Source organism: Antiquaquibacter soli (assembly GCF_030580675.1).
Lineage (GTDB): Bacteria > Actinomycetota > Actinomycetes > Actinomycetales > Microbacteriaceae > Rhodoglobus > Rhodoglobus soli.
The window spans coordinates 113,197-134,703 of record NZ_JAUQUB010000001.1 but is presented as its reverse complement, the minus strand read 5'-3'; the positions used below and the strand labels follow the sequence as shown (position 1 = coordinate 134,703).

Below are 21,507 nucleotides of genomic sequence, written 5' to 3'. Positions count from 1 at the left end.
AAACAATGAAGTTTGCACGAAAGGCCCGCGCCGGCGCGATCGTCGCGGCCGCCCTCTCGGTGGCGCTCGTCGCGACCGGTTGCGCCGCCGGAGACTCCGGTGACGGTGGCGATGGCGGCGACGGCGGCAACCTGTCGATCACCTTCCTGCCGAAAAACCTCGGCAACGCGTACTTCGACACGTCCAACGGCGGTGGCGAGGAGGCGATCTCCGAGTTCGGCGGCACCTACGCCGAGGTCGGGCCCACCGAGGCGACGCCCGACTCGCAGGTCAGCTTCATCAACACGCTCACCCAGCAGGGCGTCGGCGCGATCGCGGTCTCCGCGAACGACCCGGAGGCGATCTGCGACGCGCTCAACGAGGCGCGTGACGCCGGCGTCAAGGTCGTGACCTTCGACTCCGACACCAACCCCGACTGCCGCGACGTCTTCATCAACCAGGCCACGGCCGAGGGCATCGCCAAGATCGAGGTCGACCTCATCGCCGAGCAGATCGGCGGCGCGGGCGAGATCGCGATCCTGTCGGCGACAGCGAACGCGACCAACCAGAACGCCTGGATCGAGCTCATGAAGGAGGAGCTCGCCGCGAACTACCCCGACATCACGCTCGTCGAGGTCGTCTACGGCGACGACGACGACCAGACGTCGTTCGACAAGACCGCGGCGCTGCTGCAGACGTACCCGAACCTCAAGGGCATCATCTCGCCCACGACGGTCGGCATCTCGGCCGCGGCTCGCTACCTCTCCACCTCGGAGTTCAAGGGCAAGGTCGCGCTGACCGGTCTCGGCACTCCGAACCAGATGCGCGAGTACGTCGAGGACGGCACCGTCACCGCGTTCGCGCTGTGGAACCCGGCCGACCTCGGCTACCTCGCGGCCTACGCCGCGAAGGCGCTCATCGAGGGCGAGATCACCGGCGCTGAGGGTGACACCTTCGACGCTGGCAAGCTGGGTTCGTACACGGTCGGGGCCGACGGAGTCGTGCTCCTCGGCGACCCGTACGTGTTCGACGCCGACAACATCGGGGACTTCGACTTCTAAGTCGTTCTTCCCCTCCGTGGCCCGGTCGGTTTCGCACCGGCCGGGCCACGACCACCCCTGAACCCGGAGAGATGATGGCCACCACGAGCATCCGCGACGTCGCACGGCACGCCGGCGTCTCGGTGGGCACCGTCTCCAACGTGCTCAACAAGCCCGACGAGGTCGCTGCCGAGACCATCGTGCGCGTTCAGGCCGCGATCGACGAGCTCGGCTACGTGCGCAACGACGCCGCCCGGCGGCTGCGTGCGGGAGTCTCCTCCACCGTCGGGTTCGTCGTGCTCGACGGCCAGAACCCGTTCTTCAACGAGGTCGTGCGCGGCGCCGAGGACGAGGCATCCAAGAACGGCATCGCCGTTCTCGTCGGCAACACCGACGAGGATCCCCGCCGCGAGGGGATGTACCTCGACCTCTTCGAGGAGCAGCGGGTGCGCGGCGTGCTCATCGCGCCGTACGGCGACATCACCCGGCGCCTTCAGCAACTGCGGGCGCGGGACATCCCCGCCGTCCTCGTCGACCGGGTGAGTGTCGACGGGCTGTTCAGCTCGGTCGCCGTCGACAGCGTCGCAGGAGGGCGGATGGCCGCCCAGCACCTCATCGACACCGGGCGGCGTCGCATCGCCTTCGTGGGCGGGCCCTTCGACATCCGGCAGGTGCGCGACCGGTTGGACGGCGCGCGGTGGGCAGTCGAGAACAGCGACCTGGATGTAGACATCGAGGTCATCACGACGGAGGCGCTCACCGTCGCGGAGGGGGCCAAGGCGGGGCTGCGCATCCTCGATCGCCCCGCCGCGCTGCGCCCCGACGCGCTCTTCGCCGCCAACGACCTCGTCGCCCTCGGGCTTCTGCAGTCGCTCGTCGTGGGCGGCACTCTGCTCGTTCCCGACCAGATCGCCATCATCGGATTCGACGACATCGCCTTCGCTGGGGCGGCCGCCGTGCCGCTCTCCTCGGTCGGGCAGCCGAGCCGCACCCTCGGGCAGACCGCGCTGCGCGTGCTGCTCGAGGAGGCGGACGACTCGGAGCTGATCCCGCGGCAGACGATGTTCCAGCCGGAGCTCGTCGTACGGGAGTCGACGCGCCCGAAGCGCTAGGGGCGTCCCGGTTTCGCGAGTGTTCCGAAAGTGCCGCTTCGGAGCCCTGTTTAGCGGCACTTTCGGAACACTCGCGGTGCTGCCCCGGCATAGGCTCGACGGATGCAGTCGATCGTGATCACGGGGGCGGCGGGTCGCATCGGGCGGACCATCGCGCCCCTGCTCGAGCGGGAGGGGCGCCGGCTCGTGCTCCTCGACCACGAGGTGCCGGCTGATGCCACGGGCGACTGGGTCGAGGCGACCGTCACCGATCGGGATGCCCTCGCCGCCGCACTCGCGGGAGCGGACACCGTCGTGCACCTCGCCGGGATCCCGGTCGAGGACGAGTGGGAGAGCATCCTGTCGACCAACATCGACGGCACGCACGCCGTCCTGTCGGCGGCGCACGACGCGGGAGTGGGCCGCGTGCTGCTCGCGAGCTCCATCCACGCCGCCGGCTACTGGTCTGCGGCGGACCTCCACGACCACCCGTTCGAGCCGCGGCCCGACACCCTCTACGGCGTGAGCAAGGCGGCCATGGAGGCGCTCGGCAGCGTCTTCGCGGACCGGTTCGGGATGTCGATCGTGTCCGCCCGCATCTGCACCTTCTTGGAGCATCCCGCCGTCGACGCCGTGCCCGGTCGCACCATCGCGACGTGGCTGTCCCCCGCCGACATGGTGCGGCTCGTGGAGGCGGTCGTAGCGCTCGAGGAACCCGGCCACCACCTGGTCTGGGCGGTGTCCGCGAACGCGCAAGGGTGGTTCCCGCTGGAGGCGGGCCGCGCGATCGGCTTCGAGCCTCAGGATGACGCGGTGCAGTGGTTCCTCGACCGGGATGGTCGCACGCCCGACCTGCCGTCGCGGGACGACCTGCTCGCCGGCGGGTTCGTGGGGGACGGGCATCCCCTCGGCGAGCGGTGGGGGTAGCGACTTTCGCCGCGAGTGTTCCGAAAGTGCCGCTTCAGGCGCCGCCCAAGCGGCACTTTCGGAACACTCGGCGCCGGCGGCCTACTGCGTGGATGCCCGCACGATGAGCTCCGGCTGGAACACCACTTGCGACGGCGCCACCTCGGGGTCCGCAGCCTCGGCGAGCAGCAGCTCCACCGCGGTCTGCCCGATGAGCGCCGACGGCTGGCGGATCGACGACAGCGGCACCACCGCCGCGGAGGCGAAGTCGATGTCGTCGTAGCCGATGAGGGCGATGTCCTGCGGAACCCGCAGCCCGCCCTGCCCCTGCATCATGAGCGCCTGCAGCACCCCCATCGCGACGAGGTCGTTGGCGGCGAAGATCGCGTCGGGACGCTGATCGGCCCGGCGGGCGAGCACGGAGTTGCCCGCGTCGCGACCGGCGAGCACGCTGAGGGCCGGGGTCTCGATGAACTCGAGCGTCGCATCCGGATGCCCGGAGACAGCCTGGCGGGCCCCCTCGAGTCGGTCCGCGACCTGGCGGATCATCGACCCGCCGACGAAGGCGATGCGGCGACGGCCCTGCTCGAGGAGGTGCTCGGCGGCGAGGCGGCCGCCGGCGACGTCATCCACCGAGACGGAGCTGAACGAGAGGTCGTCGCTCGTGCGGTCGACGAGGACGACCGGGATGCCGCGCTGACGCAGCCGCCGCAGCCGCTCCGTGATGTCGCTGTACGGGGAGATGAGCACGCCGTGCACGCGCTGCTGCTCGAACAGGTCGAGATAGGTGGACTCGCGCTCGGTGGAGTCGTCGGAGTTGCCGAGCGTTACCGTGAGCCCGGCGTCGGCCGCGCGGTCCTCGGCGCCGCGCGCGACATCCGTGAAGAACGGGTTGCGCACGTCGAGCACGACCAGCCCGATGGTCTTGGATCGCCCGTCGCGCAGCTGCCGGGCGGCGTCGTTGCGGATGAACCCCAGCTCGTCGATCGCCGCCTGCACACGCGCCACCGTCGTGGCCGACACCTTGTCGGGGTGGTTCATCACGTTAGAGACGGTGCCCACCGAGACGCCCGCGCGCTCGGCGACGTCTCGAACGCTAACCACCGCCATGGTGTGTGCTCCCCCGGTTAGTGGATCTTGAATCGTTCCATTATCGCGGGTTGCGGGCCGTGGGCGGCGGGATGCCCGTGCCGCGAGCCGCTCGGCGGGTGCGCGCCGGTCCTGGCGCGCATTCCGGCGGGTGGCCGGTGCCGCGGCACCCGCCACCCGCCGGAAGCCCGCTTCTAACAGGGGCGCTTGACCAACTCGCCCGATGGGGTGAGCCACGTCGAGTCACTGCCGATCCAGTCATCCGGAATCAGGAACTCGGTGCTGAGCACATCGCCCCCGGTGGCCTCGCGCAGGAGGAACGAGACGCTCATGCCCGGTCGCACTTCGATACGTCTTGGGTTCGTGACTGCGATCGGAGCACCGGCGTGAACACTCAGCGGACCGTAGTTCTCGACGAGCGGATCCCATGACGACCCCGCTTGAGAGAAATCCCTCGCGGACGACAGCAGAAGATCAGCATCGACATCGTGGCACACGACAAAGACGGGCACACCCTCGACGACTTGGAGGGCGGCGTCTGCATCCGGGTCGTCGATCGGGTCACACGCGACCAAGGACGCGACAAGCGCAACACCCGCGAGGGCCGTCATCGCTGGTGTATGAGTCATCCGCCTCACGCTCGGTCACGCTTCACGAGGTATCGCTCCAACTCGCTCTCGGCGGTGCGCGCCCCGGCCTCCACTGCGGCCCGGAAGTCGGGCACCGGGTCATCCCCGAGTGCTTCTCGGGCCAGCGCTCTCGCGAGGTGAGCTCGAGGCTCGCCCGCGGCGATCGCGAGATCGGCCACCGCGATCGCGCCGTTCCAGTCGGCCGATTCGAGATACACGTCGCTGAGCTGCCAGTTCGCCGTCGGGTCGATCGCCGCCGCCCGCTCGAGAAGCTCTCGGGCTGACGGCAGCTGCCCCTCCTCCACATAGAGCGTGCCGAGGTTGATGAGCGCCTCCAAGTCACCCGGATCGCGGCGGAGCGCCTCGAGGTAGTCCGCCGTCGCCTCCGCGTTCATCAGCAGATACTCGTAGGCAAGGCCCCGGCTCACGAGACTCGGGTTGTAGTCGTGCTGGATGGCTCGGCTGAAGCTGTCGATGGCTCCCTCGTAGTCCCCCGCGGACACCTGGAGGCGTCCCAGGTTGTGCCACAGCCCGTAGTGGTTCAGCGTTCGCTGAGCATCGGTGAGGTACTGAATGGCCGCCGGGATGTCCCCTTTCGAGGCAAGGCTCTGGGCGACTGCGTCCGCGGCAGTCGCCTTGTCGTCGTCATCCATCATCAGAGCACCATCGCGATGGCACCTAGTGCAGCCATGCTGCCACCGGTGGCGACCTGTGCCAGGACTCTACCAACGGACGTCTACCGCAGTCGGCGTCCCGAGACCTAGACGAATCCTATCGGCGAGTTCCCGCACGCTCGCCTCGGTGGGCAGGGGCACGAGCACATCGCCTTCTCGTGACGGGATGAACTCCAAACATCCACCGCTCCGAGCATCCAGTCGAACCGTGCTCCACGTTCGCCAGCCGACCATCGTCGATCCGACACCCACCTGGGCGACCTGCTCGGCGTCAATACGGAGGAACTGGCGCGAACCCGCATCGATGAACCTGAGCTCGCCGTCGGAGCACGCCACGATGAAGTACGCGGGGAAGTCCGCGATTGGACCTACGCGGCGGAAGGGGGACTCCTTGGTGACGCGCTGAGCCATAGTCACCAAATCGGCGGGGTATTGCTGCCGGACTCGACGAAGAGAGGCGACAAGCGGGAGTGCGAACCCCGCCATGACGATCCAGGTGATCACCAGGCTCACCCCGATCCCGCCCATCAGGACGACGAGATCGACGTTCCGCGCCCGCACCGTGTTCACGGAGAGACTGACGCCCGCCGTCGTCAACGCGACCGAAAGTACCGTGAGCAGTACTGCGATTGCGCCCAACCCCCAGAACCAGAACTTCACTCCTTCACCCTAGGCGCAGCGCGGTCAGCGGCGGGATGCTCACCCCCCGGTCGAACGGCGTTCCGAGTCGCACGGTCACGGGCTCGTCGCGCAGGTTGGCGACGAGGGCCACGGGCCCGGTCGGGAGTTCCGCCGCGACCGCCCAGACGTCGCGCGGCAGATCCTCGGCGATGAACAGTGGATGCCCGGCCAGCTCGCGGAGCCAGCGGATAGCCTCCTCGACCGGGAAGCCCGCAACCCCTTTCGGCCCTGACTCCTCGAACCACGACACCGAAGCCACGCCGGGCTGGAAGAGGGCCGCGGCGCTCGCGATCGTCCACGCGGCGAGGGCGGGCGACGACTGCCGCTCGTCCGCGGGCGCCGGCTCGACCACCCCGCTCGTCGCGACGGCGTTGAACCTCGGGCGAAGCGTGACCGGGCCGACGTGGAGGGGGCGGCCGGCAGCGATTGCCCGGGCGTCGCGGACGACGAGCCGCTGCATCCCGATCGACTCGACCAGTTGGGCGTTCTCGCGGGCGTGCATCTGCGGGGTGATCGAGAAAGTGAGGGCGGGGAGGTCGGCGGGGAGCCGCTCGTGGGTGCGGTTGAGTTCGGTGAAGTGGGCGCGGGTCCCGCCGACGAGTTCGAAGCGGCCGGCGGCCGCGGCCACTAGGGCGTCCCAGAGTGCGGGCTCGGTGATGTGGGTTGCGGCGTCGAAGACGGCGACGCGGCGAGTGCGGGGCGGCAGGGCCGCGACGGCCGGGGCGACCTCCGTGGGGGCGCCCACCACGAGGTGCTCGACGGCACTGCCGGCGGAGACCTCCGGGACGAGAGCGTCGGTGCGCGTGAAGACAATCGCCGGGTCATCCTGAATCGCGGCGGGGGCGACTCGCGACACCGACAACTCAAGAGACTGCGAGATCTCCGTGCCCGCGGGCACGAGCACCGGGAACGGCACGTCGAGCGGGGTGCTGTAGGTCTTGAAGGAGGCGTCGGTCCAGTTGCGCTGGTCCTCCATCTCGAAGGTGTCGCCGGTGAAACGCGCGGCGATGTCGAGGCCGCCGGCCGACCACGCGAGCGCGGCGATATCGCGCGCGGGCTGGTGCGGGGCGATCGTGTCGGGGTACTCCGCGAGCGTGGTGGTGCCGTCGGGGTGGGTGATCGCGAGAGGGTGACCGGCGAGCGTCGGGGGATGCAGCGCGACGAGTCCGATTCGGTTACGGAGGAAGTCGCGGTGGGCCGTCGCCGAGAAGGAGACGGTGAGGATGTCCCCCTCCGCAGTGACCGACAGCGTGCCATCGAACTCGGCGCCGAAGCCGTCGAACCGCAGCGACAGCGACAGTGGGTCGCCGAGCTCAGCCGACACGACCGTGGTCGGCACCGTGTTCCAGTCGCGGTCTCGGATGACGGCCCGCACGGCGCGCAGCACGAGCGACCCGTCGAAAGTGACATCCGCGAGCTCGTCGCCGCGCACGTCGACCGACCACGGGCCCGAGGTCCAAGACCTCGGTTCAGGCTCGTCCCGCCCCCACGAGGTCACAGTGTCGTCATCCCCCCGTCCACCGCGAACACGGCACCGGTCGCGAACGCGGACTCGTCGCTCGCGAGGAACACCATGATGCCCTCGAGGTCGGCGGGCGACCCGGCTCGGCCCATCGGGATGCGGCCGATGATCGCCGCGCGAGCCTCCGGATCGTTCGTGATCGTCGAGACGAGACCGGTCTCCGTGTACGCCGGGCCGACGGTGTTCACCCGTATTCCGCGGCGGGCATACGCGGCCGCCACGGTTCGGCCGAGGCCGTGCATCCCGGCCTTCGACGTCGAGTAGGCGGTGAAGTCGCTGCCCTCCCCGCGCACCGCGGTCGGCGAACCGGTGAGGATGATCGAACCGCCGCCGAGGGCGAGCATTCCCCGAACGGCATGCTTCACCGTTAGGAACGCGCCCGTCAGATTGACGTCGATCGTGCGGCGCCACACGTCGAGGTCGAGGTCGGCGACCTCCGCGTCCTGGCCGAAGAGCTGCACTCCCGCGTTGGCGACGACGACGTCGGGCGTCCAGCCGTCGGCGGCGAGGTCGGCGAACGCGGCGGCGACGGATGCCTCGGCCGAGACATCCATCGTGACGGCCCTCGACGACTGGCCCGCAGCGGCAGCCGCAGCAGCCGCCCCCGCCGCATCGCGGTCCGCGTAGACGACGCGCGCGCCCTCGCGGGCGAAGCGGTCGGCGACGACGCGGCCGATTCCGGTCGCCGCGCCCGTGACGAGCGCGGTCTTGCCGAGGAGTCGGTCGGTCATGACGATGCCCCTTCCGCGACCACGCGGATCGCCATGTACTGCCGCGCGGGCAGGTCCACCCGCACGAGTCCCTCGTGGAGCCCCGGGAGCCGCTCGACGGTCATGTTCCACGTGTCGATCACGTCCACGAAGAAGCGACCCGACGGCGGCAGCACGACGTTCCGGAAGCGCGGCCGGAAGAACCCGAAGTAGCCAATGAGGTACTCGCCCGCGACGCCGCCCCACGGCACGTCCCACTCCGACGGCAGCGGGTCGAGGGTGCCCGTCGGCGACTCGGCGAGGATGCTCTCCAGGAACGCGATGCGCGCCGGGCTCGAGCCGATCAGCTCGCCGCCCTTCGACCACCAGAGCTCCTCGGCGTCGTTGAGGTACGTCTCGCCGTGGCCGACGTAGCCGCCGCGAACGGCGCCCTCCCAGAACCGGCGCACGAGCTCCTCGCCCGTGACGTTGCCCCAGCCCTGGTCGATGTCGCCCTCGTACGCGCACTCGTCGATGACGACGGGCTTGCCCCACTGCTCGCGCCAGGCATCCGTGTTCTCGGCAGTGCGGTACACGTCGATGCGCTGCGTGCTCGCGTGGGTGATCCACGGCTTCGAGTAGTCGTAGAAGGCGAGGCAGTTGTGGATCGAGTTGAGGTGCCCGTGCGGGTCGTTCGCGCCGACGACCGCGGCGAGCCGCTCCCAGTCATCCACCGACTTCGCCCACATGAGGTCGTACTCGTTGGCCATCGACCACCACACGTTCGCGAAGGCCGACAGCCGCCGAACTGTATAAGAGAGGTAGCGGTCGTCCACCGCCGCCCCCAGGTCGGCGAACCCCCAGCGGTCGTAGGGGTGGAAGAGGATGAGGTCGGCCTCGATGCCGAGCTCGCCGAGCTGCCGGATGCGCTGCTCGAGGTGACGGTAGTACTCGGTATCGAAGCGCTCGACGTCCCAGCCGTCGGCGAGGGAGCCCGGGAAGGGGAAGCGCTCCGGCTCGTTCTGGTTGTAGAGGTACGACTTCGGGAAGACACACATGCGGATCTTCGTGAACGGCGAGTCGGCGAGCGCGGCGAGGGTGCGCTCCTCGAGGGCGTCGCCCTGGTGCGTCCACGCGTAGGCGGTCGTGCCGAGCGGGCGGTGGCGCGTTCCGTCGGCGTGGGCGAAGTGGAAGCCGTCGACCCGCACCGGCCCGTGCGACCCGGCCGCCGGGGCGGTCACCGTCACCGTGCCGGACAGTCCGTCGAGGGATGCCGCGGTCGAGCGCGTCTCGAACGACCACTCCCCCTCGTCCTCCGCGAGCAGCCGCAGCAGGTAGCGGCCGTCGCCGTCGTAGAACCCGCCGACCTCGAGCGACCGGTCGCCGTGGTGGAACACGGCCGAGAGCTCGACCTCGACGAAGGGGTTGCCGTGGCTCGGGCCATCCAGCACCACCTCGACGACGCCCCACCGCGGGGTCGGGCCGGGCAGCGACACGGTCGCCTTCGGGGCGCCGGACGCCTCGTACCCGGGGTTGGGGGCGATGGCCGCGCCGTAGACGCGCGGCTCTTCCCCGTCGGTCACCTCGGCGAGCTCCGCCCATAGGGCGTCGGCGAGCGACTCGTCGTCGCGCGTCGCCGGGTTCATCATGAGCAGTTGGCCGAGGCGCAGCGACCCGAGCTGCGCGAGCATCGGCGACGAGACGACGCCCGGCAGGTGGCGGTCGAGCACGGCGCGGGCCTCGCTCGAGGCGAGGGCGGCGGTGAGGGTGGAGCTGCGGTCGAACATGGCTTTCCTAGAGATCGGCGAGGGCGCGCTCGATGCTCTCGAACACGGCGGGCGGGGTGAAGATGAGCGATTGGCGCAGGGTGCGGCGCTCGGCCCACACCGTCTCGGTGCGGAACGTCGCGGCGCGGTCAGGGTCGATCGCGGCGATGGCGTCGACGACGGCGTGGTACGCCCGCTCGTCGTCGATGATCGCCGCGACCGACGAGTCCAGGCCGAGCGGCGAGCTGCGCTCGGGCGCGGGCGCCTCCTCGAACGAGAATCGGTGCTCGCCCGACCCGACTTCGGTGATCGGATGTCCGGGCAGATCCACCACGGCGGTGGTGTTCGGCGGCACCACCGCGACGACGGAGACGGTCGAGCCATCCCGAGTCCACGACACCGACGCGAGACCGTACGGGGTCTCGTGGCTCGCGCTCGCCCACCCGAGCTGACGCAGCGGGCGGGGTGCGATGCGGAGGCGACGGTAGCCGGGGGCGTCGGGACCGAGTCCGGCGACGGTGCGGTGCATCCAGTCGGCGATCGCGCCGAGCGCGTAGTGGTTGAAGCTCGTCATCTCGCCCGGGTTGACCGAGCCGTCGGGCAGGAGCGAGTCCCAGCGCTCCCACACCGTCGTGGCGCCCATCGTCACCGGGTAGAGCCACGACGGGTTCTCGGTCTGGAGGAGCAGGCGGCCCGCGGCATCCGTGCGCCCGCTCGCGGCGAGCGCGTCGGCGACGAGCGGAGTTCCGGCGAAGCCGGTGCCGATGCGGTAGCCGTCCTCGCGGACGATCTCGGCGAGCCGCCCCGCGAGCGCCGCGCGCTGGTCGGGGTCGGTGACGAGGTCGAACTGGAGGGCGAGGGCGTAGGCGGTCTGCGCGTCGGACATCATGCGACCGGCGGGCGTCACGTACTCGGCGACGAACGCTGCGCGGGCGTGCTCGGCGTGCTCGCCGTAGCGCCGGGCGTCGTCGTCGTGCCCGAGGAGCACCGCGGTGTCCGCGACGATGCGCAGGCTCCGGGCGAGGTACGCGCTCGCGACGATGTCGGAGTGGGTGCGCGCCTGCTGCGGCTTGTCCGGCGGGGCGGCCGGGTCGAGCCAGTCGCCGAGCTGGAAGGTGCCCGCCCACAGCCCGGTGCCGCGGCTCTCCGCGAGCAGCACGTCGGCCCACGCGCGCATCGAGTTGTATTGGTCGCGCAGCACCCCGCGGTCGCCGAAGCGCTCGTGCAGCACCCACGGCACGACGGTCGTGGCGTCCCCCCACGCCGCCGTCGCGCCGCCGAACGCCGACAGCACCGACGGCACCACGAGCGGGGTCACTCCCCCGGCGCGCGACTGCTCGAGAGCGAGGTCGCGCAGCCACGACGTGAGGAACCCGTCGCAGTCGTAGAGGAAGCTCGCGGTGGGCGTGAATACCTGGATGTCGCCCGTCCAGCCGAGCCGCTCATCGCGCTGCGGGCAGTCCGTCGGGATCGACAGGAAGTTGCCGCGCATGCCCCACACGACGTTCTCGTGCAGCCGGTTCAGAAGCGGCTCGGATGACTCGAACCACCCGGTCCGGCGCAGGTCGCTGTGCAGCACGACCGCCGTGACCGCGCTCGCGTCGAACTCGCCGGGCCACCCGTCGATCTGCGCGTACCGGAAGCCGTGGAAGGTGAACCGCGGCTCCCACTCCTCCCCTGCGGGGTCGCCGCGGAGGATGTAGCGGTCGGTCGCGGCGGCGCGGCGCAACGGGCGCAGGGCGAGCTCGCCGTGCTCGAGCACCTCCGCGTGGCGGAGCGTGAGCTCGGTGCCCGCCGGGCCGGTGACGCGCACGCGCAGTCGGCCGACGAGGTTCTGGCCGAAGTCCAGCACGAGCTTGCCGCTCGGGCTCGAGAGCACCTCCACTACCGGCAGTTCGTCGATGCGGCGCACCGGCTCGGCGATGCGCGCCTCCGGGGTGGGGGCGTCGACCTCGGCGACTGCGACCGGGGCCCACACCGAGTCGTCGAACCCGGGCGCCGACCAGCCGCGCTGCTCGAGCCGGGCGTCGTACGCCTCGCCGTCGTAGAGGCTGCTCGCGCTGAGCGCCTCGACGGATGCGCGCCAGGAGCCGTCCGTGACGATCGTCTCGCGGCTGCCGTCCGCGAACTCCAGCTCGAGCTGCGCGAGCGCCGCGGGCTGGTCCCCGTACACGCGCGACGCGAACTCGAAGAAGCCGTACTGCTCGGTGTACCAGGCGCCGGCCAGTCTCAGGCCGAGCACGTTCTCGCCGGGGGTGACGAGAGCCGTGACATCCGTCGTCTCGTGCACGAGGCGGTCGCGGTAGCTCGTCCAGCCGGGGGCCAGCACGCCGTCGTCGACCGCGGTGCCGTTGAGTTCGGCGTCGATCACGCCGAGGGCGGAGTAGTACAGGGTCGCGCGCGACACCTCGCGGTCGACGGAGAACGCGGTGCGCAGCAGCGCCGGCTGGGCGGGGGCGGCCGGCGCGGCGAAGCCGATCGGCTGGGCGCGCCACGCTCCCTCGGCGAGGAAGCCCGCGACGATCTCGAGGGGCTCGCTCCACTCCGTGACAGTGCCGGATGCCGCGACGGCCCGCACCGACACGGTGCGGCGCTCCCCCGGGTCGAGCGGCGCGAACGGCCACTCGACGAGCACGCTCTCGGGGCCGTCGAGCACGACGGACTCGTCGCCCGAGCGCACTTCGGCGGAGGACTGCATCCAGTCGCTCTCGTCGGTGGCGACCGACCACGTCAGCCGCGGGGTCGCCGTCGCGACGATCGGCGAGTCCTCGCGCAGCTCGGCGCGGAAGCGGGAGATGGTGCTCATTCGTTCGACCCTTCGTACGCGAACCAGTCCACGGAGACCTCGCCCTCGAGGGCGACCACGCCGACGACGCGACCGGTGAACGACTCCGCGACCTCGGAGGAGAGGTAGCGGCCGTCGACCTCGAGCAGTACGCGGCGCTCTCCGCCGATACGGGCCGCGAGGGTCACGAGGTCGGAGGTCGGGTTCTCGAAGGGGTCGCCCTGCGGCGGCGCGCTCGACAGCTCGAGCTCGACCGAGCCGCCGTCGAACGCCAGCTCTTCGACGCGCTCGAAGCCCGAGATGCACGCCCAAGCGACGATGCGACCGCCGCCCACGACGATCGAGTAGTGGAAGCGCTCGTCGTAGCGCACGGCGAGCCCGCCGACCCCGTCCGTCGCCGACACCCGAGCCGTCACCGCGGCGGTCTGGTGCTGCTGGCGGCGGCCGAGGAAGGCGGGCGCCGGGTCGGACAGGGATGACCCGTCCGCCCGCAGCACGAGAGCTCCGCCGGTCACCGACCCGACGGACTCCGGCTGCCGCCGCACCGCGACCCACTCCGGGCCGAGGCCGGACGCGAACCCCTCGCGGTACCCGCTCGCGGGCCGTGGGTTCAGCTGCACCGGCTCGAACACCGGCCAGCCGTCCCGCCACTCGAGCGTCGTCACGAACGTCTCGCGACCGAGCGCCGAGAACGCCTGCGTCATCGACCGGGGCCGGACACCGAGCAGCACGAGGAGCCACTGCCCGTCCGGGCCGAGAACGAGGTCGCCGTGGCCGGTGTTCTGGACGGGGCGATCCGTGCCGCGCGCCGTGAGCAGCGGCGTGCCGGGCGCCGGCTCGAACGGGCCCTCGGGGCTCGACGAGCGGGCGACGCTCACGCTGTGCCCGCGCTCCGTGCCGCCCTCGGCGATCACGAGGTACCACCACTCGCCGATGCGGTAGAGGTGCGGCGCCTCCGGGAACTTGCCGCCGACGCCCGACCACACGGTGCGCGGCTCCTCGAGCGCGCGGCCCGAGTCGAGGTCGACACGGGCCTGCAGCATCCCGCGATGGCTCATGAAGGTGGGGAGCGCGGGGTTCACGCCGAGCCCCGAGTAGGTGATGTAGGCCGTGCCATCCTCGCTCCACGCGAGGTCCGGGTCGATGCCGTCGATGCCGTCGAGCACGACGCCGTCGCTCCACGGGCCCGCCGGATCGGTGGCGGTGAAGTGCAGTGTGCCGCGACCGAATGCGTCGGTCACGACGAGGTGGAAAACACCGTCGCGGTGCCGGATCGTCGGCGCCCATGCGCCGCCCGCCGTCGGCACGTTCTCGACCCCGAGCTGGCCGGGCCGGGTGGCGACGTTGCCGATGTGCGTCCACTCCACGAAGTCGCGGGAATGGTAGATCGGGATGCCCGGCAGGTACTCGAACGTGCTCGTCGCGAGGTAGAAGTCGTCGCCGACGCGCACGACGCTCGGGTCGGGGTTGAAGCCCGGGATCAGGGGGTTGGGGTACGTCATCGTTCTTCCGCGGTCTAGTCCAGCAGTCGGGGGATGTCGGTCGCCAGTGCCAGCGCGCGCGGATCGGCACCACCCGGCCACGGCCCGCGGGCGACGGTGTACGCGAACGCGAGGCCGGAGTCGGGGTCGACGACCGCGAGGCAGCCCTGCGCGCCGTCGTGGCCGAACGCCCGCGGACCGCCGAACGCGAGCGCCGGGGTCGGCTTCTGGAACACGATCGCGTGCGCCCGGTGCGGCTGGCCGAGCACCTCGTCGTAGCCGCGCACCTGCTGCTGCCCGATCATCGCGACCGTCTCGGCCGTGAGGAACGGCGCCTGTCCCTCGAGCCCCGTCACCGCCGACGCGAACAGCCGGGCGAGACCGCGCGCCGAGCCGGTGCCCGACGTCGAGGGATGCCCGAACCGCCACGACTTCGGATCGTTCGCGGTATCCATCGGGGGCCCCGCGTGCGTCCACACCACCGGGCCGAGCACCGACCAGAACTCGGGCGGAGGCAGGACGGCGGGCGGGATGATCGGCAGCACCGTCGCGCGGCGCGAGGCCTCGGCATCCGGGAGCCCCAGATAGAAGTCGATGCCCCGCGGGGCGCGGATCTCGCGCTCGTAGTACTGCTGCAGCGTGAGCCCGGTGATGCGGAAGACGAGCTCCGACGCGAGCGTGCCGATCGTGACCGCGTGGTAGCCGAAAGCGCTGCCGGGGTGCCACAGCGGCGTCGTGTCGGCGAGGCGGGCCGCCGCCACCTGCGGGTCGAGGAGCTCGTCCCACGACAGCGCCGGGCTGGCCTGAGGCAGGCCGGCCTGGTGCGAGAGGAGCTGGCGCACGGTGACATCCTGCTTGCCCTTCGCGGCGAACTCGGGCCAGTAGGCGGCGACGCGCTCATCGAGGTCGAGCTCGCCGCGCTGCACGAGCAGACCCGCGACGAGCCCGATCGTGTTCTTCGTGACCGAGAACGGCACGATCACCGAGTGCTCGCCGAGGGAGGGGCCGCCCCACACGTCGAGCACCCGGTCGCCATGGCGGTACGCCGCAGCCTGGAACGAGTACTCCGGGTCGGCGGCGAGCGCCGCCTCGAGCCGCTGGAGGACCGGCTCGAGGCGCGGGTCGGCGTAACCGTGCACGCTCATCAGTCCACCCGGACGGTCACCGACTGCGGCAGGTCGACGACGGACGTTCCGACCCGCAGGGTGTACTCCCCCGGCTCGAGCGTCCAGCCGTCGGCCCAGTACGAGAGCGAGCGCGCGGTGACCGGGATGCTCGCCTCGACGGACTCTCCGGCTCCGGCACGCACGACCGCGAAGCCGACGAGCCAGCGCACCGGGCGCTCGACCGCGGACTCGCCGCGCTCGGCGTACACCTGCACGACCTGCTTGCCGGCTCGGCCGCCGGTGTTGGCGACCGGTACCGTGACGACGAATCCGCCGTCCGCCCCCGCCGCGGTGGCGGAGCCGAGCTCCCATGTCGTGTACCCGGTGCCCGCACCGAACGGGAACGCCGGTTCGGCATCCGTGCGCAGCCACGCGCGGTAGCCGATGTGGATGCCCTCCTCGTAGCGCAGGACACCGTCCTGGGGGGTTACATCGAGAACGGGCACGTCGGCGAGGGCGGCCGGCCACGAAGTCGTGAGCCGGCCGCCGGGCTCGGCGACGCCGAACACCACGTCGGCGATCGCCGAGCCGAACTCCTGTCCGCCGAAGTGGCCGAGGACGATCGCGGCCACCTCGTCACGCCAGGGCAGGAGTACGGGAGCGCCCGAGTTGACCACGACGATCGTGCGCGGGTTCGCCGCCGCGACGGCGCGCACGAGCTCGTCCTGACGGCCGGGCAGGTCGAGGTCGGAGCGGTCGAAGCCCTCGGACTCGACACGCGAGTTCGTGCCGACGACGACGATCGCGACGTCCGCCGCCGATGCCGCCTCGGCGGCCTCGCGCAGAAGCAAGTCCGGGTCGGAGTTGTCGGGGGCGAGGCCCACGGTGACACTCAGGGCGTTGTCAAGGGCGCCGCCCGTCGACCCGAGGGCGAACTCGACGACGAGCTCGATCGGGGTACCGGCGACCGTGTCGACGGCGGCCGTCGCGGCCGGCGGATTGAGGAACGCGGCGCCGAGATCGGTGCCGTCGACCACGGGCGACTCGTCGACGATCAGCTCGCCGTCGACCCACACCTTGCCGGGCTTCGCGCTCGCGAAGCCGAGGCGCACGCGCTCCGACTCGGCAGGCGTGTACGTGGTCGAGAGGCGCAGCGCGCTCGATCGGGCGATCGGGGCGTCGCCGCCGAACCACACGAGGGCGGTCGCGCGACGGTCCTCCGCGAAGAGCTCGATGCCGTCGGCGTCGAGGAAGGAGACGCGGATGCCCGGCTCTCCCGTCACCGGGTTGACAAGCTGCTCGAGCGGGAGCTCCGACAACCCCTCCTGCACGACGGCGCCCACCGCGTAATCGACGCGCGCACCCGGAAGGGCGGCACGGACCGCTTCGAGCGGCGAGACGACGTGCTCCGGGATGACCGTCGCCGAGCCACCACCCTGGGTGCGGGCGTCGCGGGCGTTGTGCCCGATCACCGCCACTCGGGAGAGAGCCGAGGCATCCCACGGCAGCTCGCCCGCGTTCTTCAGGAGCACCGACCCCTCGATCGCGGCCTCGCGCGCGAACGCGACACCGTCGACGGGGGCGGGCTCGACCGCTGAGTAGCCCGCGAGCGCACCGACCCGCGCGGCGAGGGCGAGCAGGCGCAGCACCTTGCGGTCGAGGTCCGCTTCGGCGACGCGGCCGTCGCGGATGGCGGCGAGGAGGGCATCCCCCCACGCCCCGTCCGGACCGGGCATCGCGAGGTCCTGCGACGCGGACGCTGCGGCGACGCTGCGCACGGCGGTCCAGTCGCTCACGACGACGCCGTCGAAACCCCACTCGCTGTTAAGAGGACTCTCGAGCAGCTCGTTCTCGGTGAGGGTCACGCCGTGCACCGAGTTATACGAGCTCATGATCGCCCACGTGCGGGCCTCGACGACGGCGCGCTCGAACGGCAGCAGGTACAGCTCGCGCAGGGCGCGGTCGTCGAGCTCGACATCGACGGTGAAACGGTCGGTCTCCGAGTCGTTGGCGACATAGTGCTTCGGGGTCGCCGCGACGCCGTTGTCCTGAAGTCCCCGCACGTAGGCGGCGCCGAGCACGGCGGTGAGCTCCGGGTCCTCGCTGAAGGCCTCGAAGGTGCGACCGCCGAACGGCGAGCGGTGCAGGTTGATCGTCGGGCCGAGCACGACGTCGACGCCCTTGCGGCGGGCCTCGGAGGCCGAGACGCCGCCGTAGCGGTACGCGAGTGCTGCATCCCACGATGCGGCCAGGGAGGTCGCGTTCGGCAGGTTGAGGGAGGGGTCGCGCTCGTCCCACACGGGGCCGCGAACCCCGGCGGGGCCGTCGGAGAGCACCATCGAGCGCAGCCCGATCTTCTCGATCGGCACGGTCGTCCAGAAGTCGCGGCCCGTGACGAGCTGCACCTTCTCCTCGAGGGTGAGCTGCGCGAGCAGCTCCTGCAGGGGGGCGGGTGCGGGGGTCATGCGGTCCTTCCGGGTGAAGCGGTGGCGAGGGCCTGCTCGTCGGCCTCGCGCTGCTGCTCGAGCAACCGGAGTCGCTCGGCGCGGCGCTGCTCCTGCCGGACGGGGTCCGGAACGGGGGCGGCCATGAACAGTCGTTGGGTGTAGGGATGCTCCGGCGCGCCGGTCACCTGGTCGCCATCGCCCGACTCGACGATCTCGCCGTGGTACATGACGGCCACGCGGTGGCTGATGTGGCGGACGACCGCGAGGTCGTGGGAGATGAAGAGGTAGGCGACGCCGGTGCGCTCCTGGATCTCGATGAACAGGTCGAGCACGCGCGCCTGGGTCGACAGGTCGAGGGCGGAGACGGGCTCGTCGCACACGATGAGCTGCGGATCGAGGGCGAGCGCGCGGGCGATGGCGATGCGCTGGCGCTGGCCGCCGGAGAACTCGCGCGGCAGGCGGTCGCCGGCATCGGCGGGCAGGTTGACCTGGCCGAGCAGCTCGCGCACGCGGGTCCGGGCCTGCGACCCGGCGACGCCGCGCGCGGTGAGCGGCTCGCTGAGTATCTGCTCGATCGTGAGCGCCGGGTTGAGCGAGCTGTACGGATCCTGGAACACGACCTGGATCTCGGAGCTGAGCGCACGCCGCTCGCGACGACCGAGGTGCGCGATGTCACGACCGCGATACTCGATCGAGCCGCCGGTCACCGGGGCGAGCCCCAGCACGGCTCGACCGAGGGTGGTCTTTCCCGACCCGGATTCGCCGACGAGGCCGACGGTCTCACCGGGACGGATGTCGAGCGAGACGCCGCGGAGCGCCTGGAACGGCTTCTTGCCGAAGCCCTTCACGGGGTAGGTGACGTCGAGGTCCTTGACCTCCAGCAGCGTCGTCATCGGGCCACCTCCGGGGTGCCGGCGAGGGCGCCCCGCGCGGGGCCGTCCTCGAGGATCGCGTCGAGCAGGGACTGCGTGTACGGATGCTCCGCGTGCGCGAAGATCGACCGCACGGGGCCGGTCTCGACGATGAGGCCCGACTGCATGACCGAGACCCGGTCGCACAGGTCGGCGACGACGCCGAAGTTGTGGGTGACCAGCAGCAGGCCCATCTGGCGCTCCTCCTGCAGGTCGCGCACGAGGTCGAGCACCTCCGCCTGCACGGTGACGTCAAGGGCCGTCGTGGGCTCGTCGGCGATGAGCAGCTCCGGGTCGCACGACACGGCACCGGCGATGAGCACGCGCTGGGCCATCCCGCCCGAGATCTCGTGCGGGTACGCCGCGAACGTGCGCTTCGGGTTCGGGATGCCCACCCGCTCGAGAAGACCGAGTGCGCGCTCCTTCGCTTCGGCCTTCGAGATGCCGAGCGTCAGCCGCATGGGCTCGACGAGCTGGCTGCCGATCGTGAAGGCGCCGTCGAGGTTCGACATCGGCTCCTGGGGGACATAGGCGATGCGCGAGCCGCGCACGCCGCGGTACACCTTCTCGCCCGCACCGGCGAGCTCGAGCCCGTCGAAGCCGATCGAGCCGGAGACGACCCGGCCGCCCGCGGGCAGCAGGCCGAGCACGGCGAAGGCGGTCTGGGTCTTGCCGGAACCGGACTCGCCGATGAGGCCGTGCACCTCGCCGCGACGGATGTCGAGGGAGACGCCGCGCACCACGCGAGTGAGGCTGCCGTCGGGCTTGTCGTAGCCGACGACGAGGTCGCGGACCGAGAGCAGGACCTCCCCGGTGCGGGTCTTCGCGTCATCCGCGTGAACCACGACGGCGGGCCGCTCCTCGGCGACCACCGCAGCTGCCCGACGGCGACGGCGGCCGACCGGCCGCACCGAGCGCTCGAGCTCGTCGCGCATCGCGTTGGCGAGCAGCACGAGCGCCATGCAGGTGAGGCCGATCGCGAGCGACGGCCACAGCATGAGCAGCGGCGCCTTGTAGATGTTGGAGAAGCCGTCGTTGAGCATCGAACCCCACGTCGGCACCGACATGTCGCCGAGGCCGAGGAACTCGAGCCCGGACTGGATCGCGATCGCGATTCCCGCGATGATCGCCGACTGGATGATGACGGGCGCCCGCACGACGGAGAGGATGTGTCGCGCGATGATCCGCAGGTCGCTGAGACCCGAGACGCGCGCCGCATCCACGTACAGCTCGTTCTTCACCGCCGTGACCGCCGCGTAGACGAGCCGGAAGTACGCGGGCGACAGCAGCACGCCGAAGATGAGCATCGAGTACCAGACCGACGGGCCGACGACCGCGCGGGCGGCGAGCAGCACGACGATGCCGGGCAGCGCCATGACCAGTCCCGTGAACCACGACGAGACCTGGTCGAACCAACCGCCGTAATAGCCCGCGATGAGGCCCGCGGTCACGCCGACGACGAGCGCGACGACGAGGCCGAGGAGAGCCGCGGCGATCGAGATCTGGGTGGCCGCGAGCAGCCGCGAGAGCACGTCTCGACCGGCGCTGTCGGCGCCGAGAATGTGGTCCGGGCTCGGTGGCGCGAGCACGAGTTGCAGGGATGCGAGGTTCGGGTCGTACGGCGCAAGAGCACTGCCGATGACCGCGACGAGGCCGACGATCGCGAGGAACGCGAGCGAGACGACGCCCACAGGGTTGCGCAGGAGTCGGCGCAGGAGCGAGACGCGCGCCGCCGCCGGCGCGATCGGGGTCGTGAGCTCGGTCATGAGAGCCTCACCTTCGGGTTGAGCGCGGCCTGCGCGAGGTCGATGGCCAGGTTGACGATCACGACGATGACCGCCATGACGGTGACGAGGCCCATGACGATGGGGATGTCGGCGGAGCTCGTGGCCTGCACGGCCATCTGCCCGAGGCCGGGGAGGGCGAAGATCTGCTCGACGATGACCGCCCCGGAGAGCAGGCCGACGAACTGGACGGCGAGCACCGCGAGAGCGGGGCCGCCCGCGTTGCGGAGCACGTGCTTGGCGACGACGCGGCGCATGCTGAGCCCGCGGCTGCGCAGGGTGCGCACGTAGTCGCGCTCGAGCGCGTCGATCACCGAGCCGCGCACCTGCTGGGCGACGGTCGCGATGACGCCGATCGAGAGGGCGATGATCGGCAGGGTCACCGAGGTGAGCCAGCCTGCGAACGAGGTCGTGATCGGGATGTACCCGGTCGCCTTGAACCACTTGAGGTTGATGGCGAAGACGATGACGAGGCCGAGGGCGATGAGGAAGCCGGGGATCGCGAACCCCAGTACCGAGCCGACCTGGACGACCCGGTCGACGGCGCCGCCCCGGACGGCGGCGAGCACCCCGAGGAAGACGGAGACGATGGCGGCGAGGAGGGTCGCGCCGATGACGATGGAGAGGGTGACGGCCAGTCGGCTGGAGACGCCGTTCATGACGAGCTGGCCGGTGAACCAGGAGCGGCCGAAGTCGCCGGTGACGGCGTGGCTGAACCAGTCGCCGTACTGCTCCCACAGGGGGCGGGTGAGGCCGAGCTCGGCGGCCTTGCGGTCGACGATGTCCTGGGTGGCGTTCTGGCCGAGGATGCGGCGGGCGATGTCGCCGCCTCCCGCGTAGAGAAGGGAGAACGCCACGACGGTGATGACGAAGACGAGCACGACACCCGACAGCAGGCGTCGAAGGATGAACTGGAGCATGAGCGTC

At 71.1% G+C, this 21,507-nt stretch carries 17 protein-coding genes; 3 read left to right on the top strand and 14 right to left on the bottom strand.

All coding sequences use genetic code 11. The annotated features are described in order from the left end of the window. Nucleotides 1–5: 5 nt before the first annotated feature. The 3 genes from rhaS (at nt 6) to Q5716_RS00575 (ending at nt 3,037) form a co-directional block, all read left to right on the top strand. On the top strand, nt 6–1,040 hold the full coding sequence (gene rhaS / locus Q5716_RS00585; protein WP_305001148.1) for a rhamnose ABC transporter substrate-binding protein: 1,035 nt from the start codon (nt 6–8) through the stop codon (nt 1,038–1,040). Between the two features lie 71 nt (nt 1,041–1,111). After that, on the top strand, nt 1,112–2,131 hold the full coding sequence (locus Q5716_RS00580; RefSeq protein ID WP_305001147.1) for a LacI family DNA-binding transcriptional regulator: 1,020 nt from the start codon (nt 1,112–1,114) through the stop codon (nt 2,129–2,131). Nucleotides 2,132–2,233: 102 nt separating this feature from the next. Next, the gene (locus tag Q5716_RS00575) at nt 2,234–3,037 is read left to right on the top strand and encodes an NAD-dependent epimerase/dehydratase family protein (RefSeq protein WP_305001146.1); all 804 of its coding nucleotides are present in this window, start codon (nt 2,234–2,236) and stop codon (nt 3,035–3,037) included. 81 nt (nt 3,038–3,118) lie between these two features. Here Q5716_RS00575 and Q5716_RS00570 read toward each other — a convergent pair whose 3' ends face one another. The 14 genes from Q5716_RS00570 to Q5716_RS00505 all read right to left on the bottom strand — a co-directional run bounded on the left by Q5716_RS00570 (nt 3,119) and on the right by Q5716_RS00505 (nt 21,500). After that, on the bottom strand, nt 3,119–4,126 hold the full coding sequence (locus Q5716_RS00570) for a LacI family DNA-binding transcriptional regulator (RefSeq protein ID WP_305001145.1): 1,008 nt from the start codon (nt 4,124–4,126) through the stop codon (nt 3,119–3,121). A gap of 173 nt (nt 4,127–4,299) precedes the next feature. Next, nucleotides 4,300–4,716: a hypothetical protein gene (locus Q5716_RS00565; protein ID WP_305001144.1), complete on the bottom strand. Its 417-nt coding sequence runs from the start codon at nt 4,714–4,716 to the stop codon at nt 4,300–4,302. 23 nt (nt 4,717–4,739) lie between these two features. Beyond that, the gene (locus Q5716_RS00560; RefSeq protein ID WP_305001143.1) at nt 4,740–5,390 is read right to left on the bottom strand and encodes a tetratricopeptide repeat protein; all 651 of its coding nucleotides are present in this window, start codon (nt 5,388–5,390) and stop codon (nt 4,740–4,742) included. Nucleotides 5,391–5,456: 66 nt separating this feature from the next. Then, the gene (locus tag Q5716_RS00555) at nt 5,457–6,068 is read right to left on the bottom strand and encodes a hypothetical protein (RefSeq protein WP_305001142.1); all 612 of its coding nucleotides are present in this window, start codon (nt 6,066–6,068) and stop codon (nt 5,457–5,459) included. A gap of 4 nt (nt 6,069–6,072) precedes the next feature. Then, on the bottom strand, nt 6,073–7,587 hold the full coding sequence (locus tag Q5716_RS00550) for a D-apionate lactonase family protein (protein WP_305001141.1): 1,515 nt from the start codon (nt 7,585–7,587) through the stop codon (nt 6,073–6,075). Further along, a complete protein-coding gene (locus Q5716_RS00545; protein ID WP_305001140.1) occupies nt 7,584–8,342 on the bottom strand; it encodes an SDR family NAD(P)-dependent oxidoreductase in 759 nt (252 codons plus the stop codon). The genes Q5716_RS00550 and Q5716_RS00545 overlap by 4 nt, the downstream gene beginning before the upstream one ends. Continuing rightward, nucleotides 8,339–10,087 carry a DUF5605 domain-containing protein gene (locus Q5716_RS00540; protein WP_305001139.1) on the bottom strand — a complete coding sequence of 583 codons (1,749 nt, stop codon included), beginning with the start codon at nt 10,085–10,087 and terminating at the stop codon, nt 8,339–8,341. The genes Q5716_RS00545 and Q5716_RS00540 overlap by 4 nt, the downstream gene beginning before the upstream one ends. A gap of 7 nt (nt 10,088–10,094) precedes the next feature. Continuing rightward, nucleotides 10,095–12,872, bottom strand: a complete 2,778-nt coding sequence (locus Q5716_RS00535; protein ID WP_305001138.1) for an alpha-L-rhamnosidase — start codon at nt 12,870–12,872, stop codon at nt 10,095–10,097. Beyond that, nucleotides 12,869–14,353 (bottom strand): glycoside hydrolase family 43 protein, encoded by a 1,485-nt coding sequence (locus Q5716_RS00530; RefSeq protein WP_305001137.1) that lies wholly within the window; start codon nt 14,351–14,353, stop codon nt 12,869–12,871. Before Q5716_RS00530 ends, Q5716_RS00535 begins: the two co-directional genes overlap by 4 nt. A 14-nt stretch (nt 14,354–14,367) precedes the next feature. Further along, nucleotides 14,368–15,477, bottom strand: a complete 1,110-nt coding sequence (locus tag Q5716_RS00525) for a serine hydrolase domain-containing protein (protein WP_305001136.1) — start codon at nt 15,475–15,477, stop codon at nt 14,368–14,370. Continuing rightward, nucleotides 15,477–17,903, bottom strand: coding sequence for a beta-glucosidase family protein (locus Q5716_RS00520; protein ID WP_305001135.1), 2,427 nt, complete (start codon nt 17,901–17,903; stop codon nt 15,477–15,479). The genes Q5716_RS00525 and Q5716_RS00520 overlap by 1 nt, the downstream gene beginning before the upstream one ends. Beyond that, nucleotides 17,900–18,778 (bottom strand): ATP-binding cassette domain-containing protein, encoded by an 879-nt coding sequence (locus Q5716_RS00515; RefSeq protein ID WP_305001134.1) that lies wholly within the window; start codon nt 18,776–18,778, stop codon nt 17,900–17,902. The genes Q5716_RS00520 and Q5716_RS00515 overlap by 4 nt, the downstream gene beginning before the upstream one ends. Then, nucleotides 18,775–20,562 (bottom strand): dipeptide/oligopeptide/nickel ABC transporter permease/ATP-binding protein, encoded by a 1,788-nt coding sequence (locus Q5716_RS00510; RefSeq protein ID WP_305001133.1) that lies wholly within the window; start codon nt 20,560–20,562, stop codon nt 18,775–18,777. The genes Q5716_RS00515 and Q5716_RS00510 overlap by 4 nt, the downstream gene beginning before the upstream one ends. Then, on the bottom strand, nt 20,559–21,500 hold the full coding sequence (locus tag Q5716_RS00505; protein WP_305001132.1) for an ABC transporter permease: 942 nt from the start codon (nt 21,498–21,500) through the stop codon (nt 20,559–20,561). Before Q5716_RS00505 ends, Q5716_RS00510 begins: the two co-directional genes overlap by 4 nt. Between the last annotated feature and the right edge of the window lie 7 nt (nt 21,501–21,507).

Bases quoted from the DNA above. Each gene is read 5' to 3' on its own strand.
- rhaS (WP_305001148.1), top strand. From the start codon at position 6: ATGAAGTTTGCACGAAAGGCCCGCGCCGGCGCGATCGTCGCGGCCGCC.
- Q5716_RS00580 (WP_305001147.1), top strand. From the start codon at position 1,112: ATGATGGCCACCACGAGCATCCGCGACGTCGCACGGCACGCCGGCGTC.
- Q5716_RS00575 (WP_305001146.1), top strand. From the start codon at position 2,234: ATGCAGTCGATCGTGATCACGGGGGCGGCGGGTCGCATCGGGCGGACC.
- Q5716_RS00570 (WP_305001145.1), bottom strand. From the start codon at position 4,126: ATGGCGGTGGTTAGCGTTCGAGACGTCGCCGAGCGCGCGGGCGTCTCG.
- Q5716_RS00565 (WP_305001144.1), bottom strand. From the start codon at position 4,716: ATGACGGCCCTCGCGGGTGTTGCGCTTGTCGCGTCCTTGGTCGCGTGT.
- Q5716_RS00560 (WP_305001143.1), bottom strand. From the start codon at position 5,390: ATGATGGATGACGACGACAAGGCGACTGCCGCGGACGCAGTCGCCCAG.
- Q5716_RS00545 (WP_305001140.1), bottom strand. From the start codon at position 8,342: ATGACCGACCGACTCCTCGGCAAGACCGCGCTCGTCACGGGCGCGGCG.
- Q5716_RS00540 (WP_305001139.1), bottom strand. From the start codon at position 10,087: ATGTTCGACCGCAGCTCCACCCTCACCGCCGCCCTCGCCTCGAGCGAG.
- Q5716_RS00535 (WP_305001138.1), bottom strand. From the start codon at position 12,872: ATGAGCACCATCTCCCGCTTCCGCGCCGAGCTGCGCGAGGACTCGCCG.
- Q5716_RS00530 (WP_305001137.1), bottom strand. From the start codon at position 14,353: ATGACGTACCCCAACCCCCTGATCCCGGGCTTCAACCCCGACCCGAGC.
- Q5716_RS00525 (WP_305001136.1), bottom strand. From the start codon at position 15,477: ATGAGCGTGCACGGTTACGCCGACCCGCGCCTCGAGCCGGTCCTCCAG.
- Q5716_RS00520 (WP_305001135.1), bottom strand. From the start codon at position 17,903: ATGACCCCCGCACCCGCCCCCCTGCAGGAGCTGCTCGCGCAGCTCACC.
- Q5716_RS00515 (WP_305001134.1), bottom strand. From the start codon at position 18,778: ATGACGACGCTGCTGGAGGTCAAGGACCTCGACGTCACCTACCCCGTG.
- Q5716_RS00510 (WP_305001133.1), bottom strand. From the start codon at position 20,562: ATGACCGAGCTCACGACCCCGATCGCGCCGGCGGCGGCGCGCGTCTCG.
- Q5716_RS00505 (WP_305001132.1), bottom strand. From the start codon at position 21,500: ATGCTCCAGTTCATCCTTCGACGCCTGCTGTCGGGTGTCGTGCTCGTC.